We start from the raw sequence: 15,342 nt of genomic DNA on the forward strand, positions 1-15,342 counted from the left end.
CCAGGTTCGTCGCCTCATCCGTGCCGGCAGCTCAACATCATCATGAAAGCCCGCATCATGCGGCCCGCTTCTCAAACGGCACCGCTCGAAAATACGCAGCCGCCGCCGCAGACAAGCTTGTGCCTGCCGCCTTAAAATAGGGTTAGTCGGCAATGGAAAATTTGACGTACGGCAATTATGACGTGCGACGCATGCCGGAAGCAGGCGAATTTCGAGACTTTCCCATAATATGAGTAGACGTGTTTCGTCTAAAGGCGCGCCAGCCTGGCCCGGCGGAGGCATCCGGAATGGATAGGGCCTAGATGAAAAGTCCGCCTGCGTGCCGGCGATGAAGGATTGATCCGGTGTCTTCGTCATGAAGGTGAGGATGGAAAAGAGCAGACAAAGAGAAGAACGACGTGTGGGTTGTACCGGCGAACGGCAATTCGATGGCGCATGAATTGTCGGGCCTTCGCGAAGGCGACCGGATGATCTGCTTCGCCTTCAGCCGCCGGCCGCGCAAGCTTCCGCTGCTTCTGGACGAGATCTGGGCCACAGGCGCCATCGCGGTGTTAATCCCCGATGCCAGCGCGGCCGAAAGCGCAACGGCCGCCGACCATATCATTCGATGCCGCAGCCATTCGCTCGCGGCATTCAACTCCAACGCTTCCGCAAGATCGACCGAATGGTCGAAGTGATCGATGATGTCGCCATGCCCAAGCGGGAAACGGCACGGCCGAAGGGTTGGTTGATCTGAGGAGGTCGCCAGTGCGCGACGGGAACACCCAGCCGCTGCTCTTCGAGGGGCGGATCAGAGAAAATTTGCTCCGACATCAGAGACGAAAGCGCTGGATAAAAACGGCCAGTCGAGACGCCGGCGAAAAGACCAGCACGTTTCCAACCAGCACGGCGCAGAGCCCGAGAGCTGCCAATGGACCGAGCTGATAATCTTCTAAAAACATCTTCGCAAAGCCATTTTTGCAAAGCTTTTAAAGCTACCACCGGCGTGCCGCCATGGGAGTGGCGAAGCCTGTAGTGAGATCGAACTCCCCGGTGACGCATCATGCTTTCTGAAGGATCGATTTTGGTTTTCGGGCCGATGCGCTAAAGCGCTTTAGCTCTTTGATTTTGCGGATGTCGTTGCCGCAAAAGCGCTTCGCGCTTTGCCTGGGAAAACCGCTGCACACTTCTGCGCGACATGCTTTAGCGGGAGTTTTTGTCTGCCATCCACAGAGAAATGATAGCCCTCGATGGCGGGGGATTGTCAGCAGGTGCTCCTTGGCAAGACCATCGCGCGCGCATTGAGCGAGACCTTGAAGGATTGCAGCGTAAAGGTCCGACAGTTCTTTAATGGGCGTATCATCCCGAAGTCTGCCGCCGCGGACATCTTCATTCAGGCGCACGGCAATCTGCTTTGACCGTTCCTGCCGGAGCACTTTCAGAGTCTGGAGCGCAGAGGATCTCCTCTTTCGGGCGGTGGGCGCCGTTCAGCTCTGGCTCTGGCTTTGCATCTGTCCGCCGTTCTCGACCGTCACAGTGACCGACAGCGTTTCGCCCGGCGTGCCGATGCGCATGCCTGAAATCGGCGCGGCGTCGCGGTAGCAGAGGCCGGAGGCGACGCGGACGTAACGCGTATCCGGGCAGATCTCGTTGGCCGGATCGAAACCGACCCAGCCGAGGCCGGGGATATGGGCCTCGGCCCAGGCATGGGTCGCCGCCTGTTCGACTTTTTCTGCCATCATCAGATAGCCCGAGATATAACGCGCCGGCACCTGCAGGGCGCGGGCGGCGGCAATGAAGATGTGGGCATGATCCTGGCAGACGCCGCTCTTCTTTTCGAGCGCCTGTTCGGCCGTGGTCTCGGTGTTGCTGGTGCCGGGCTTATAATCGACCGTTTGGTGGATTGCTTCCATGAGCGCATGCATGCGGGCAAGGTCGTTATCGCCGCCGACGCCCTTGATCAGTTCCTTGATCAGCTTGCCGCCCTTGGTCAGCGGCGTTTCGCGCAGGAAAAGCCAAAGCGGGCAGAAGCCGGTATGCGGGCCGGTGACGCCGTTATTATCCGCCGTCTCGACCTCACCTTCGGCCAGAATGCGCGTCACGTCCTGCTCGCCTTCCAGCGAGACCAGGTTGACGTGATTGCCGTACTGGTCGTCATATTCCACCTCGGGCTTGGCGCCCTCGACGTTCAGTGACCAGCCGAGCACCTTCTGGGCCGGGCTCGTCGGCGGCGTCAGTCTGAGCCGCTGCAGCGAGAACTGCGCCGGTTCGTCGTAGCGATATTCCGTGAGGTGGCTGATTTTCAGTCTCATGTTCTGATCCGCTTAAACGTAGAACCGGTAGCCGTTGGAAATCTCCGCGCCGAGCTGATTGTTGCGCGAGACGAAATCCTCGAGGAACTCATGCAGGCCCTGATCCATGATATCGCGGATCGCCCGCGTCTGCAGCGTGGTGCGGATCGCATCGGCGGTATCGTGGGCAGGCAGCCGCTCCTCGTAGTCCTGGGCGAGATAGCCGAGATTGCTGACGATCTTCTCGTAACAATAGGCAAGCGAGCGCGGCATCTGGACGTTCAGGGTCAGGAAGTCGGCGATGTTCATGGCGCGATATTCGCCGTCATAGGCCCAACTATAGGCGCGGTGGGCGGAGACCGAGCGCAGGATCGATTCCCACTGCACGTTGTCGAGCGAGGAGCCGACGGCCGAGACCGAGGGCAGCAGCACGTAATATTTCACGTCGAGGATACGGCTGGTATTGTCGGCCCGTTCGATGAAGGTGCCGATGCGGGCGAAATTATAGAGTTCGTTGCGCAGCGTCGAGCCATGGAAAGCGCCGCGGATCAGGCCGGCGCGGCGCTTGATGGCGTCGATCACCTCCGGCATTTCGGCCGGCTTGACTCGCTTTTCGAGCAGCGACTTCAGGTCGATCCAGCATTCGTTGGTCGCTTCCCAGGTCTCCCGCGTCAGCGCGGTGCGCACCATGCGGGCATTGTTGCGGCCGGACTCGATGCAGGACATGACGCTCGACGGGTTGGCCCGATCGCGCAGGAGATAGTCGATCGCATCGGCATTGGTCAGCTTGGTGTGGCCCTCGTCATAGGCTTCGCGAACGCCGGCGCTTTGCAGCACGCCATCCCAGTTGTCGTCGCCGGCGCTGCTTCGGGTGAGCGACATGCGCAGCCCGGCATCGACCAGGCGGGCGATATTTTCGGCGCGCTCGATGTAACGGAACATCCAGTAGAGGCCGTTTGCGGTTCTTCCGAGCATCAGTCCTCCAATACCCAGGTGTCTTTGGTGCCGCCGCCCTGGCTGGAATTGACCACCAGCGAGCCTTGCTTCAACGCCACGCGGGTGAGCCCGCCCGGAATGATCTGCACCTTGTCGGAGACGAGCACATAGGGGCGCAGGTCAACATGGCGCGGCGCAATGCCCTTGTTGACGAGGATCGGCACGGTGGAGAGCGACAGCGTCGGCTGGGCGATATAATTGTTCGGTTTAGCCTTCAGCTTCTCGGCGAAATCGGCGCGCTCCTTCTTCGAAGCCGTCGGTCCCACCAGCATGCCGTAGCCGCCGGAGCCGTGGACTTCCTTGACCACCAATTCTTCGAGATGCTCCAGCACGTATTTGAGGCTTGATGCTTCCGAACAGCGCCAGGTCGGCACGTTTTCGAGCAGCGCCTTGCTGCCGGTGTAGAATTCGACGATCTCCGGCATATAGGAATAGATCGCCTTGTCGTCGCAGATGCCGGTGCCGGGCGCGTTGGCAATGGTAATATTGCCGGAGCGGTAAACGTCCATGATGCCGGGAATACCGAGTGCGGAATCGGCCCGGAAGGTCAGGGGGTCGAGGAAGTCGTCGTCGACGCGGCGGTAGAGCACGTCGATCGCCTCGTAACCGCGGGTCGTCCGCATCTTCACCTTGCCGTCGATGACGCGCAGATCCGAGCCCTCGACCAGTTCGACGCCCATCATGTCTGCGAGGAAGGAATGCTCGTAATAGGCCGAATTGTAGATGCCGGGCGTCAGCACTGCGACGCGCGGCTTGCCGCTGCAGCCGGGAGGGGCGAGCGAGGCGAGGCTCTGGCGGAGCAGGTAGGGATAATCCTCGACGCGCTGCACCTTGTTCTCGTGAAAGAGTTCGGGGAACATCTGCATCATGGTCTCCCGGTTCTCCAGCATGTAGCTGACCCCGGAAGGTGTGCGGGCATTGTCCTCGAGCACGTAGAACTGGTCCTCGCCGGTGCGCACGATATCGGTGCCGACGATGTGGGTGTAGACGCCGCCCGGCGGGCGGAAGCCGATCATCTCGGGGATGAAGGTGACGTTGTTCTCGATCAGCTCGCGCGGAACGCGGCCGGCGCGAATGATCTCCTGCTTATGGTAGATATCGTCGAGAAAGGCGTTGAGCGCGATCACCCGCTGCTCGATGCCCTGGGCGAGCTTGCGCCATTCGCGGGCCGAGATGATGCGGGGAATGATATCGAAGGGGATGAGCTTTTCGGAGCTATCGGCATGGCCATAGACCGCGAAAGTGATGCCGGTCTTCCGGAAGATATTTTCCGCATCGCGGGACTTGGCAATCAGATGCCCCCGGTCTTGGCTGTTGTACCACTCGAAATATTTTTCATAAGGCGGGCGAGAACTTTCGTCCCCGGTAATCATTTCGTCAAATGCCAAAGGTGCGTGCTCCCCTTTTTTGTTCATTTGAATACAACGCAAATGGCAATGCAAGAACCATGCGCAGTTCGAGGAAAAGATTTTGCGTTGCGGGAAAGAAGGGGAAATTGGGGGTTGGAAGCGAGGTGGCGCGGGGTGGCGGACAGTTCTTCCGCTAAGACTGCATAAAATGTGAGCAGGTGATGGCTTTTCGCTCGACCGATATGCGGAGGCGCGGCCTTCCCACACACTCCTCATTCCTGTGCCCGTCACAGGAATCCAGCCACGGCGCGTCCGCGCCGTGAATGACTCGAACCCTTTCAAGAGAGCCTCCCGCGCCCAAGGACTTGGGCGCACTGGATTCCTGTGACGAGCACAGGAATGAGGTAGAGTGTGGGGGAGCGTCGGCGAATCTTCGCTGCGGTGGCATGCTGGCGAGTTGCCGCCAGGTTCGCTCGTCACATTGAAAGTATCATCTTCCGGCTCGTCCGTCCCCCCCAACCATCAGCGAAATTTCAGATAAGCATCAACGCTTCGACTTTGACTGCACCGCCGGGCGCGGCTATCAGCGCGGCAATCCTTCTCTCGCGAGCCGCCCATGTCCCTCGACCGTCTTGCCCCCGCCGTTTTCGTCCTGCTCTGGTCCACGGGCTGGGTGGTGGCGAAATATGCTTCGCTGCATTCCGAGCCATTTACCTTTCTTTCGATCCGTTACGCGCTGTCGGCGGCGGCCTTCCTGGGGCTCTGCCTGGCGGCGCGGGCGCAATGGCCGGCAAGCCGGGCGACGTGGCTGCGCGCCATCTATTCCGGTTTCTTCCTGCATGGTTTCTATCTCGCCGGCCTCTGGTGGGCGATTGCCAACGGCGTGCCGGCCGGCATATCGGGAATCATCGCGGCGCTGCAGCCGCTTTTGACGGCGATGGCCGCTCCCTTCCTGATCGGCGAGCGGCTGCAGCAGGCACAGAAATTCGGCCTTGGCCTCGGCTTCATCGGCATTGCCATCGCCATTTCGCCGAAGCTCCTCGATCCGGCGACCGCCGATCTCACACATGCCGCTCTGCCGCTGGCGATCAACCTCATTGCCATGGGGTCCGTTACCTACGGCACGCTTTACCAGAAGAAGCACCTGCAATCGGGCGACCTCAGAACCATCGCGACACTGCAATATGTCGGGGCGCTGATGCTTACACTGCCGCTTTCGCTGATCTTCGAGCATCAGCATTTCGATGGCTCCGCGCAGGCCTATGGTGCACTCGTCTGGTCGGTCTTCGGTCTGTCGATGGGCGGCGTCGGGTTGCTGCTCTATCTGATCCGCCGGGGGCAGGTGTCCCGTGCCGCCTCACTGATCTACCTGATGCCCCCGGCCGTCGCTCTCGAGGCCTTCATCGCCTTCGGGGAACCGCTGACCGTGCCGTTGATCGTCGGCACCGTGGTGGTCGTGACGGGGGTCTATCTCACGAACCGCAGGGCATTCAGCGAACCTGCGGAGGCGTAGATAGCAAAAAGGCCGGAGATGTCCCCGGCCTTTCCGCTTTTCAATCGCTCAACTATCAGGCGCGTTCGCGGCGCTGGCCGCCGCCATTGCGGGAGCCGGAGCCACCGCGGCGGTCGCCGCCGTTGCCGTCGCGGCGGGGTTCACCGCCCTGGGCCTGCTGCGGGCCGCGGTCTTCGCCGTGCTTGCGGGCCGGGCGGCCGTGGGTATGGCGGCCGTTGCCGCGGTGATGACCGCTCGGCTCGCCATTGGCAGGGCCGCCATGGGCGGGACGCTGCGGCTTTGCCGAGGGGCGGAAGTCGGAAGTCGAGGCTAGATCGTTGTCGGGGCCAAGATTCGGGCTGGCTTCGCCGCGGCGCTGGCCGCGGAAATCCTCGTTGCGAGCGGTGCGTTCGGGACGCGGACGGCGTTCCTGGCGGCTGCCGCGATGCTCCGAACGGTTCTGATCGCCACGGCCGTCGCCACGACCCGGACCTTCGCGACCCTGGCCTTCGCGCGCCTGACCTTGGCCGCCACCGCGATTGCGGTTGTTGCCATTGCCGTTGGCGCGGCGGGGGCCGCCACTGATATTTGCCGGCGGCTCGCCGCTTGCGACTGTGATGTCGATACCCATCAGGCGCTCGATGTCACGCAGCAGCTTGGCTTCGTCGGGAGCGCAGAAGGCAATCGCGATGCCGTCGCGGCCGGCGCGCGCCGTGCGGCCGATGCGGTGAACATAGGCGTCGGGCACTTCAGGCAGGTCGTAGTTGTAGACGTGGCTGACGGCGGGGATGTCGATGCCGCGGGCGGCAACGTCGGTGGCGATCAGCGTCTTGATGCTGCCGTCGCGGAAGGCCTTCAGCGCCCGCTCGCGCTGACCCTGGCTCTTGTTGCCATGGATCGAGGCGACGGAATAGCCGATGTTTTCGAGATGCTTCATCAGCTTCTCCGCACCGTGCTTGGTGCGCAGGAAGACGATGGCGCGGCCATCCGGGTTTTCGGTCAGCGACTTGCGGAGCAGTTCCGTCTTGTCGTTCTTGCCGCCGACGAAATGGACGTATTGCTCGACCTTGTCGGCAGCCTTGCCGGGCGGTGTGACTTCGACCTTGACGGGATCGACGAGGTAGTCACCGGCGAGATCGGCGATCGCCTTCGGCATGGTGGCCGAGAAAAGCATGGTCTGGCGCTTCTTCGGCACCATCTTGGCGATCTTGCGCAGATCGTGCACGAAGCCGAGGTCGAGCATCTGATCGGCTTCATCAAGTACGAGATAGCGGACTGTGGTCAGCGAGATCGCCCGGCGATTGATGAGGTCGAGCAGGCGGCCGGGCGTGGCGACGAGGATATCGGTGCCCTTTTCGAGCTGAAGCTGCTGCTTGTTGATCGAAACGCCGCCGACGACGACGTTGATGCGTAGATGCGACTTGCGGATGAACTTCTTCAGGCTCTCGGCGATCTGGTTCACCAGTTCGCGGGTCGGCGCCAGGATGAGGGTCCGCGTCGTGCGGTTGTCGGGGCGACGTTCGTCGGCAAGCAGCTTTTCGATGAGCGGCAGGCCGAAAGCGGCCGTCTTGCCGGTGCCGGTCTGGGCAAGACCGATCAGGTCCCGGCCTTCGAGAAGGAGGGGAATGGCATGTTCCTGGATCGGCGTCGGCGTTTCGATGCCGAGCTGGAACAAAGTAGCGACGATCGGCTTGGAGACACCAAGCGATTCAAAATTAGTCAAGGCAAAACCTTTCGGGGCGCCACAACGACTATCGCCGGAACGCACCATGCGATCCGGTTTCATTCTGGCGTCAAGAACCCCGCGTGAAGTGGGAACTTGTGAGTTGGAAAAAGCTTTCCAGCGCTTCTGGCCGCGGATGGGAGTGCGGCCTCTATCGAAATGCGCTTTTGTCCCTTCTTCCTGCGTCCGTATTTTCTAGCAGGGGCACGCTCACGCGGCGGCCGGAAGGGTGAAAGCTGGGCTGCATTTGGGCTAGTTCGCGCGGAAAGTCAAGTGCAGTGCACAAGAAAGCCTCCGGTGGAACTTAGTTGGGCATAATGAGCAAGAAGCTTTGCGAGGCGCTTTCCGCGCCGTTGACGAGGATGGCGATGCGGTGCTGGCCGGGGTAATAGCGCCTCGTGGTGATCGGCCGCATGGCGTGGCGGCGCTCGATTGCGTGGCTCTGCCCGGGCGCGAGCATGATCGTCTTGCATTTGAAGACCTTGGGCGAGAGCGAGCCATCGGCCTTCACGTAGTGGATGGCGTAGTCGATCATCAGCGATTGCGCGGTCTCGCCGGCATTGTTGACGCGGATTTCGAAATCCAACCCCTCGCCGAACGTGACCACGCCGTTCAAGAGGCGCAGTTCACATGTCAGCGCAGTCGCCGCGCCGAAGCCGAAATTGGCGAGCGCTTGCGCATGACCGTTCTTCAGGAGCGTGCGCGAGGCATGTTTCAGCAGACGGCGCCGTTCAGGCGATGCCGTCTCGATGTGACCGGCGATGAAGGTTGCGACCAGATCCGGGTGATCCTTGGCGATGTCGTTGAGGCTGTTGGCGACGGAGCGGCGGACATAATCCTCCGGGTCATCGACCAATGCAGTCAGGATCGGCAGGATCGGCCCCGGATCCTTCACAAGCTGCGGCAGGCGCATGGCCCAGGGCAGGCGAGGCCGCGTTCCCTCACTTGCCAGCCGGCGCACGTGCTGATCAGGGTCGCCGACCCAGTGGGAGATGATGGCGAGCGCGCGCTGCTGGTCGCGGTGGATGAACTGGCGGATACCGAATTCGGCGGTGAAATGCGGCGTCAGCGCCTTCAGCAGATCGAGGCCGAGATCGAAATGATCGGGGCCGCGGGCCGCGATGAACTGGTTGACCGGCAACAGCATCCAGCCTGATAGACCGGGCCTGCCTGATGCAGGCAGGCTCGCCTTCAGGATCGCGGCTGCCTCCGGAAAATCAGCGGGAAGCGTGGCAAACAGCGCGTCGCGGATCAGGGCCGAGCGTTCCATCAACTCCAGCGCTCCGAGGCCATCGGTTGCCAGTTTCACGAAACGGGGCTTGTCGAAGGCGGGCGCATGGGCGGCGATGCGATCGGCCATGTCGCCGACCAGCGCCTGATGCAGCAGATTTTTCAGCGGTTCCGGCATGCTGATCCTCCCTCTGTGGGAGGATTGGACCGGCGCCGCCGGGAGGTCAAGCGGCGCCGGGTGCAGTTTTCCTATTCCGGGCAGACTTTGACGCGGTAAGGGTCGCCCCAATCGTCGCGCCGCCATTCGAGGTGGCAATAGGACGGCCGGTAATAGGTCCGGTAGACCGGATAGGGGCGATAAGCGGGATAGGCGTGGTAGGCAGGATAAGCGGGATAGGCCGGGCGTGCGGCCTCGGACAGCAGGGCACCGCCGACGACGCCGGCGGCAAGGCCGCCCCAGAAGGCATCGCGTGGACGGGCATCGGCGGTGGTGGCGGTGGCGAGCGAGGCGCTGGCTAGAGTCAGCGCGATCAGGCCCGTCGCCATGGTCTTATGAAGAACGGACATGCTATTTTCCTTGATTTAGACTGGCTTCCATAAAGCCATGTCCAGACTCCGCCCGGATCGCGGCGGCGAAATGGCCGTGCAAGCGCTTCCGGCATTAAATTTTCGTCATGATTTCAACGAGTCCCGGCAGTGGATGGAATGATGCATCGGGTGGCATTGCCGCCGATGCCTGCTTTTTCAGTCCCGTGCAAGTCCGGGCTGCCAATGTGAGGCCGTTTCAGCCTGGCGAGCCGGCTCCTAAAATTCGCCCGCTGAAATTTATGGTTAAAACCTTGTTAAAAGCCTTGGTGTTACAGTCTTTGTAGTTGATATTTCATTCATTGCCGGAGCGACAACTTCTTGAAATCAACCGGGGACATTCTGGAATTGGCCTGCCGCCGGATCGCTGATCTGGACACCCCGGCCTATGTCAAGAACAGCGAGCTGCGCTATGTCGCCGTCAACCAGGCCTATGCCGATTTCCTGGGCCGCGAGATTTCCGATTTCATCGGCCGGCGCAGCCGCGAGCTGTTCGACCGTCCCGAGGAAGAGGAGCGCGAGGATAGGGAACGCCGCGCGCTGGTGTTCGGAAGCGAGGAAAACGCCATCTGTTTCGATGCAGCAGGCCTTGGCCATGAGCGCATCCAGATCGAAAGCTTCTCGCCGTTACCGGAGCGGGCCTATGTGCTCGGTATCTTCGAAGTGCGCGAGACGGCGCGTCGCGCAGCTGGCGCCGGAGGGATTGTTAGCGATCCCGGGATTGCCGGCAATCCGGGGAGATCGGCCGATTTTGCCCACGTGCGTGAGGCGCTGGAAAAGCTCGACCATCCGATCGGCATCTTTGCCGGGGATGGGCGCCCTCTGATCGTCAATGCCGCCTATCGCAACGGCGCAAAGCGGGCTGCTCCCAGCGATACGGGCTGGCATGAGAGCGTCAACGAACGCGATCTGCTGCGCACCATCATGGAGGACCTGCCGGTCGCGGTTTTCGTGCGCGATGATAGGCACCGCCTCGTCTATGCCAACCAATATTACGAAACCTTCGGTGGCTATGACCGCTCGCAGGTTCTGGGGATGACCGAGCACGAAATGTTCGGGCCAGAGGAGGGAGAGGCGATCTACCAGGAAAACCGCCTGGCGCTGGAAGACGGCCTGTCGAAAGAGATCGAAAGCCAGATGCCGAGCAAGGATGGCCGCATTCATCCGCTCATCTCGCGGGTCAACCGCGTCGTGACGCCAAATGGGCGCACCTATGTCGTCGGTTCCTTTTCCGATATCTCGCCGCTGAAGGAGCGGGAGATGGCGCTGATCGAGGCGAAGAAGCAGGAAGAGGTGCTGCATCGGGATATCGAAAGCATCCTGCGCTCGCTGCCGGTCGGCGTGCTGATCCTCGATAACGACCATCGGATTCTCTACCTCAACGACGAATTCTACAGCATCTGGGATCTGCCACCCGACGATCCCTTCGACGGCCGCCCCTTTATCGACGTCATCCGCCGCAATTCCGAGCTCGGCCGCTACGACGGCACGCAGACGCCGGATGAGATCTACGCTTTCCGCAAGCACCTGTTCGAGACCGATGCGCCCGAGCCGATCGAACTCGATTGGGCGGGCGGTAAATCCGTCATCTTCGACAGTCGGCGTATTTCCAACGACCGTATCCTGCTTTCCTATGCCGACATCACAGCTGTTCGCGAGCGGGAGAAGGAAATCCACGAGGCCCGCGCGGCGCTGGAGCGGCTCGGCGAGATGATGCGCGATGCGACGCATGCCATGTCGCAAGGGCTCGCCATCGTCCAGGATGGCATCATCAAGCTGTCCAACGAGTCGCTATCAGAGATACTGCGCATTCCAGCTTCCCATATCGAGCCAGGCGAGGGCTGGATCGGGCTCTTCGATTTCTGCGCGGCGCGCGGCGATTTCCATGATGCAGCCGCCGAGATCCTGCAGGGTTGGCGCGCCAATATCGCGGCGAAGCAACCGATCTCCACGGTCTTCCATGTAGCCGGCGAACGCTGGGTGAACATGGAGGCGACGGTCAGCGAGGGGCAGCATTGGGTGGCGCTCTTCACCGACGTCACCGAACTCAAGAGCCGCGAGGAGGAGCTGCGCCAGCTCTTGTCACGCGCCGAAGCCGCCGACCGGGCCAAATCCGAATTCCTCGCCAATATGAGCCACGAGATCCGCACGCCGATGAATGGTGTGCTCGGCATGGCGGAACTGCTTGCCAAGACCAATCTCGACACGCGTCAGAAAACCTTCATCGACATCATCGTCAAGTCGGGCAATGCGCTGTTGACGATCATCAACGACATCCTCGACTTCTCGAAGATCGATGCGGGGCAGATGAAGCTGCGCAAAGCCGCCTTCGACATCACCGAAGCGGTGGAGGACGTGGCGACGCTGCTATCCTCGCATGCTGCCGAGAAGAACATCGAACTCCTGGTGCGGGCAGCACCGGATCTGCCCGCCGCCGTGATCGGCGATGCCGGGCGTTTCCGCCAGATCGTCACCAATCTCGTCGGCAATGCCGTCAAGTTCACCGAGCGCGGCCATGTCTTCGTCGATGTCGGCTTCCAGACGGTTGGCGGCGGCGAGATCCTGGCGAGCATCCGCATCGAGGATACCGGCATCGGCATCCCGCGCGAAAAGCTCGAATCGGTCTTCGACAAGTTCTCGCAGGTCGACGCTTCCTCGACCCGCCGGCATGAGGGAACGGGTCTCGGGCTTGCGATCACCGCCGGCCTTGTCGATCTCTTCGGCGGGTATCTCAATGTCGAGAGCGAATGGGGCAAGGGGTCGGTCTTCACGGTCAATCTCCCCTTTGCGGTGGCTGCGGCCCGCCTCGAGCCGAAACCGCTGCCGATCAACGTGCAGGGCGCGCGCATCCTCGTCGTCGACGACAATGACGTGAACCGGCGCATCCTCACCGAGCAGCTTTCGCTCTGGGGTTTTGACGGCGTGGCCGCCGAAGGCGGCGGCAACGGTCTTGCAATCCTGGAGGCGGCGGCCGATCTCGGCATTGCCGTCGATGCCGTCGTGCTCGACTATCACATGCCCGATATGAACGGCGCCGATGTGGCGCGCCGGCTGCGCGCCGATCCTCGCTTCGTGGAGCTGCCGATCATCTTCCTGACGTCGATGGATATTTCAGGCACGGAAAAGGAATTCGCGGCACTCAACGGTCATGCGCATCTGATGAAGCCGGCGCGCGCCAACGTGCTGCGCAATACCGTCGTCGAGGTCGTCCGCGCCGGTCGCGTGAAGCAGGTTTCAGAAGCCGAGATCGCCCGGCTGCAGGCGCAGGCAGTGGTGCCGGCACCGCCGCCTGAGCCGATGCCGCAGCAGCGGGCGCCTGAATTCGTTGATGTGCTCGTCGCCGAGGACAACGAGGTAAACCAGATCGTCTTCACCCAGATCCTGCAAGGAACGGGCCTCTCTTTCCTCGTCGTCGACAATGGCGAGCAGGCGGTCGCCGCCTGGGAACGGCACACGCCGCGCATCATCATGATGGACGTCTCGATGCCCGTCATGAACGGCCATGAGGCGACCCGGACGATCCGCGCGCGTGAAAAAGGGCAGGGGCATCGCGTGCCGATCATCGGTGTCACCGCCCATGCGCTCGAAAGCGACCGCGACCTCTGTCTCGACGCCGGCATGGACGACTACATGTCGAAGCCGATCAGCCCCGAATTGTTGGAAGAGAAGATCCGGCAATGGCTAGTCAGGGACAAAGAGCAGCCGGGGCGCACCAGCTACTGATCTTTGCGCTTACCCGCCGGGCGCCTTGATGCCGCAGAGCATTTCGCGTTTGCCGGCGAAGCCCTGGCGGCGCTCGACGGCAAAGCCTGCCGCGATGAGGTTGCGGCGGACGAAACCTGCCGCGGCATAGGTGGCGAAAGTGCCGCCGGGCGCGGTTTTTTCGTGGACGCGGCGCATCAGTTCTTCCGACCACATGTCGCCGTTGCGCGAGGGCGCGAAGCCGTCGAGATACCAGGCGTCGAAGCCGGGCCTGACCGCCGCGACACCATCGAGCGCTCGGCCGCAGACGACGCTGAGCCTCATCTGGTCGTCGAGATCGAGCGATACGATATCGGCAGGCGTTGGCGGCCAGGCAGCCGTCAGCGCCTCGCTCTCGGCGTCGATCTCCGGCCAGTGCGAGAGTGCCCGGCCGATTTCTTCGCCGCGCATCGGGTGGAGCTCGAAGGAGATGAAATGCAGCTGCTGGCCGGTCGCGCGGTGCAGCTTCCATTGCCGCCAGGTCTCGGCGAAGTTCAGGCCGGTGCCGAAGCCGAGTTCGCCGATCACGAATTCCTGCCGCCCGTTCCAACGCTCCGGCAGGCCGTTGCCGGCGAGGAAGACATGGCCGCATTCCAGCCGCCCATCGGTCCGGCAATAAAAATGATCGCCAAAGGCGGTGGAATAAGGCATATCGCCGTCGCGCCATTCGAGCGGCTGCGGCGCGCCGGCGCCAATCTGATCGGGGTTCACGTCTGTCATGGAAAAAGCCGATAATCCTCAGCCGGTCTCAGGTCAATCGTCCTGCGAATTGCTGATCGTCGGCGGCGGCATCATGGGTCTCTGGGCGGCCGTCCATGCCGAGCGTCGCGGCATCGATACGATCATCGCCGACGCCGGCAGATTGGGTGGAGGTGCGAGCGGCGGCCTGCTCGGCGCGCTGATGCCGCATATGCCGGATCGGTGGTCTGAGAAAAAGCAGTTCCAGTTCGATGCGCTGGTCTCGCTCGAAGGCGAGATCGCCATGCTGGAAGCGGAAACCGGGCTTTCGGCCGGCTACCGCCGTTCCGGGCGGCTGATCCCGCTGCCGAAGCCACATCTCAACAAAATTGCGCGCGGTCACTCCGAAGACGCCGAACGCCACTGGTGGGCAGGCGAGCGCCGCTTCCATTGGCACGTGCTTGACACTCCGCCGGTCAATGGCTGGATCGAGGCATCCGCCGGCGAGAGCGGTTTCGTGCATGATACGCTCGCCGCTCGCGTGGCGCCCCGCTCACTGATTGCGGCGCTCATCGCCTTGCTGCGGCGGGCCAAATATGTGCGCATTCTGGAGCACGCCACGGTTGCCGGCCTCGATCCGGATCGCGGCACGGCCGCTATCGGCGGCGAAACTATTGCTTTCCGTCACTGCATTCTCGCTGCCGGCCATCAGTCCTTTCCGTTGCTGCAGGGCCTGACGCCGGGGTTGAAACAGCCGCTCGGCCAGCCCGTCAAGGGACAGGCGGCGCTGTTGAAAGCCGATCTCGACCCGGCGCTGCCAACGATCTTCCTCGACGGGCTCTATGTCGTGGCGCATGAGGGCGGCTATGCCGCGATCGGCAGTACCAGCGAAAACCGCTTCGGCGATCCCGCTTCGACCGACGCTCAGCTCGACACGCTGATCGCCGCGGCGCGGGAGATCGTGCCCGCGGTGCGCAACGCCCCTGTCGTCGAGCGCTGGGCGGGGCTTCGCCCGAAGGCGATCGACCGTGACCCGATGATCGGCCGCCACCCCGATCACCCGCGCCTGATCACGCTGACCGGCGGTTTCAAGGTCAGCTTCGGCCTTGCCCACCGGCTGGCAGAAGCAGCGATATGTATCGCAGGCGATACGGATTGCGGATTTTTGATGCCGGAAAGCTTCGCAATTTCGAGCCATATCGCGGCGGCTTCACGTTAAACGTGAATTCTGCGCTTCGTCGTTTCGTTATTCTGTCATGCAAATCACCTATCTGCTTG

At 62.1% G+C, this 15,342-nt stretch carries 12 protein-coding genes; 4 read left to right on the forward strand and 8 right to left on the reverse strand.

The features are described 5' to 3' along the window. Positions 1-398: 398 nt before the first annotated feature. Positions 399-677, forward strand: coding sequence for a hypothetical protein (locus GR197_RS27140; RefSeq protein ID WP_164015232.1), 279 nt, complete (start codon positions 399-401; stop codon positions 675-677). A 363-nt stretch (positions 678-1,040) separates the two neighbouring features. Here the strand turns inward: GR197_RS27140 and GR197_RS32520 are convergent, their stop codons facing one another. From GR197_RS32520 to GR197_RS27165, 4 genes are all read right to left on the reverse strand, one after another. After that, the gene (locus GR197_RS32520; RefSeq protein ID WP_246724701.1) at positions 1,041-1,382 is read right to left on the reverse strand and encodes a hypothetical protein; all 342 of its coding nucleotides are present in this window, start codon (positions 1,380-1,382) and stop codon (positions 1,041-1,043) included. Positions 1,383-1,466: 84 nt separating this feature from the next. Then, the gene (locus GR197_RS27155; RefSeq protein ID WP_164015234.1) at positions 1,467-2,291 is read right to left on the reverse strand and encodes a transglutaminase family protein; all 825 of its coding nucleotides are present in this window, start codon (positions 2,289-2,291) and stop codon (positions 1,467-1,469) included. A gap of 12 nt (positions 2,292-2,303) precedes the next feature. Further along, positions 2,304-3,245 carry an alpha-E domain-containing protein gene (locus GR197_RS27160; protein ID WP_003592872.1) on the reverse strand — a complete coding sequence of 314 codons (942 nt, stop codon included), beginning with the start codon at positions 3,243-3,245 and terminating at the stop codon, positions 2,304-2,306. Next, positions 3,245-4,654, reverse strand: a complete 1,410-nt coding sequence (locus GR197_RS27165; RefSeq protein WP_164015236.1) for a circularly permuted type 2 ATP-grasp protein — start codon at positions 4,652-4,654, stop codon at positions 3,245-3,247. The genes GR197_RS27160 and GR197_RS27165 overlap by 1 nt, the downstream gene beginning before the upstream one ends. 577 nt (positions 4,655-5,231) lie before the next feature. Here GR197_RS27165 and GR197_RS27170 point away from each other — a divergent pair. Further along, a complete protein-coding gene (locus tag GR197_RS27170; RefSeq protein ID WP_164015238.1) occupies positions 5,232-6,128 on the forward strand; it encodes a DMT family transporter in 897 nt (298 codons plus the stop codon). Positions 6,129-6,183: 55 nt separating this feature from the next. Here GR197_RS27170 and GR197_RS27175 read toward each other — a convergent pair whose 3' ends face one another. The 3 genes from GR197_RS27175 to GR197_RS27185 all read right to left on the reverse strand — a co-directional run bounded on the left by GR197_RS27175 (position 6,184) and on the right by GR197_RS27185 (position 9,627). After that, positions 6,184-7,878, reverse strand: coding sequence for a DEAD/DEAH box helicase (locus GR197_RS27175; protein WP_164015321.1), 1,695 nt, complete (start codon positions 7,876-7,878; stop codon positions 6,184-6,186). A gap of 256 nt (positions 7,879-8,134) precedes the next feature. Further along, positions 8,135-9,238, reverse strand: coding sequence for a DNA alkylation repair protein (locus tag GR197_RS27180; RefSeq protein WP_164015240.1), 1,104 nt, complete (start codon positions 9,236-9,238; stop codon positions 8,135-8,137). A gap of 71 nt (positions 9,239-9,309) precedes the next feature. Continuing rightward, positions 9,310-9,627, reverse strand: a complete 318-nt coding sequence (locus GR197_RS27185) for a hypothetical protein (RefSeq protein WP_164015242.1) — start codon at positions 9,625-9,627, stop codon at positions 9,310-9,312. A gap of 339 nt (positions 9,628-9,966) precedes the next feature. Between GR197_RS27185 and GR197_RS27190 the strand changes: the two genes are divergently transcribed. Continuing rightward, positions 9,967-13,368, forward strand: coding sequence for a response regulator (locus GR197_RS27190; RefSeq protein WP_164015244.1), 3,402 nt, complete (start codon positions 9,967-9,969; stop codon positions 13,366-13,368). Between the two features lie 9 nt (positions 13,369-13,377). Here GR197_RS27190 and mnmD read toward each other — a convergent pair whose 3' ends face one another. Then, positions 13,378-14,106, reverse strand: coding sequence for a tRNA (5-methylaminomethyl-2-thiouridine)(34)-methyltransferase MnmD (gene mnmD / locus GR197_RS27195; protein WP_164015246.1), 729 nt, complete (start codon positions 14,104-14,106; stop codon positions 13,378-13,380). Between mnmD and GR197_RS27200 the strand changes: the two genes are divergently transcribed. After that, positions 14,105-15,283 carry an NAD(P)/FAD-dependent oxidoreductase gene (locus tag GR197_RS27200; RefSeq protein WP_164015247.1) on the forward strand — a complete coding sequence of 393 codons (1,179 nt, stop codon included), beginning with the start codon at positions 14,105-14,107 and terminating at the stop codon, positions 15,281-15,283. The two genes, mnmD and GR197_RS27200, sit on opposite strands and share 2 nt — an antisense overlap. Positions 15,284-15,342: the final 59 nt, after the last annotated feature.

Origin of the sequence: Rhizobium phaseoli, from assembly GCF_010668805.1 — a bacterium.
Lineage (GTDB): Bacteria > Pseudomonadota > Alphaproteobacteria > Rhizobiales > Rhizobiaceae > Rhizobium > Rhizobium phaseoli_A.

Coding starts and splice junctions, on each gene's coding strand:
- GR197_RS27155 (WP_164015234.1), bottom strand. CDS start 2,291: ATGAGACTGAAAATCAGCCACCTCACGGAATATCGCTACGACGAACCG.
- GR197_RS27170 (WP_164015238.1), top strand. CDS start 5,232: ATGTCCCTCGACCGTCTTGCCCCCGCCGTTTTCGTCCTGCTCTGGTCC.
- GR197_RS27175 (WP_164015321.1), bottom strand. CDS start 7,878: ATGGTGCGTTCCGGCGATAGTCGTTGTGGCGCCCCGAAAGGTTTTGCC.
- GR197_RS27185 (WP_164015242.1), bottom strand. CDS start 9,627: ATGTCCGTTCTTCATAAGACCATGGCGACGGGCCTGATCGCGCTGACT.
- mnmD (WP_164015246.1), bottom strand. CDS start 14,106: ATGACAGACGTGAACCCCGATCAGATTGGCGCCGGCGCGCCGCAGCCG.
- GR197_RS27200 (WP_164015247.1), top strand. CDS start 14,105: ATGGAAAAAGCCGATAATCCTCAGCCGGTCTCAGGTCAATCGTCCTGC.
- GR197_RS27160 (WP_003592872.1), bottom strand. CDS start 3,245: ATGCTCGGAAGAACCGCAAACGGCCTCTACTGGATGTTCCGTTACATC.
- GR197_RS27180 (WP_164015240.1), bottom strand. CDS start 9,238: ATGCCGGAACCGCTGAAAAATCTGCTGCATCAGGCGCTGGTCGGCGAC.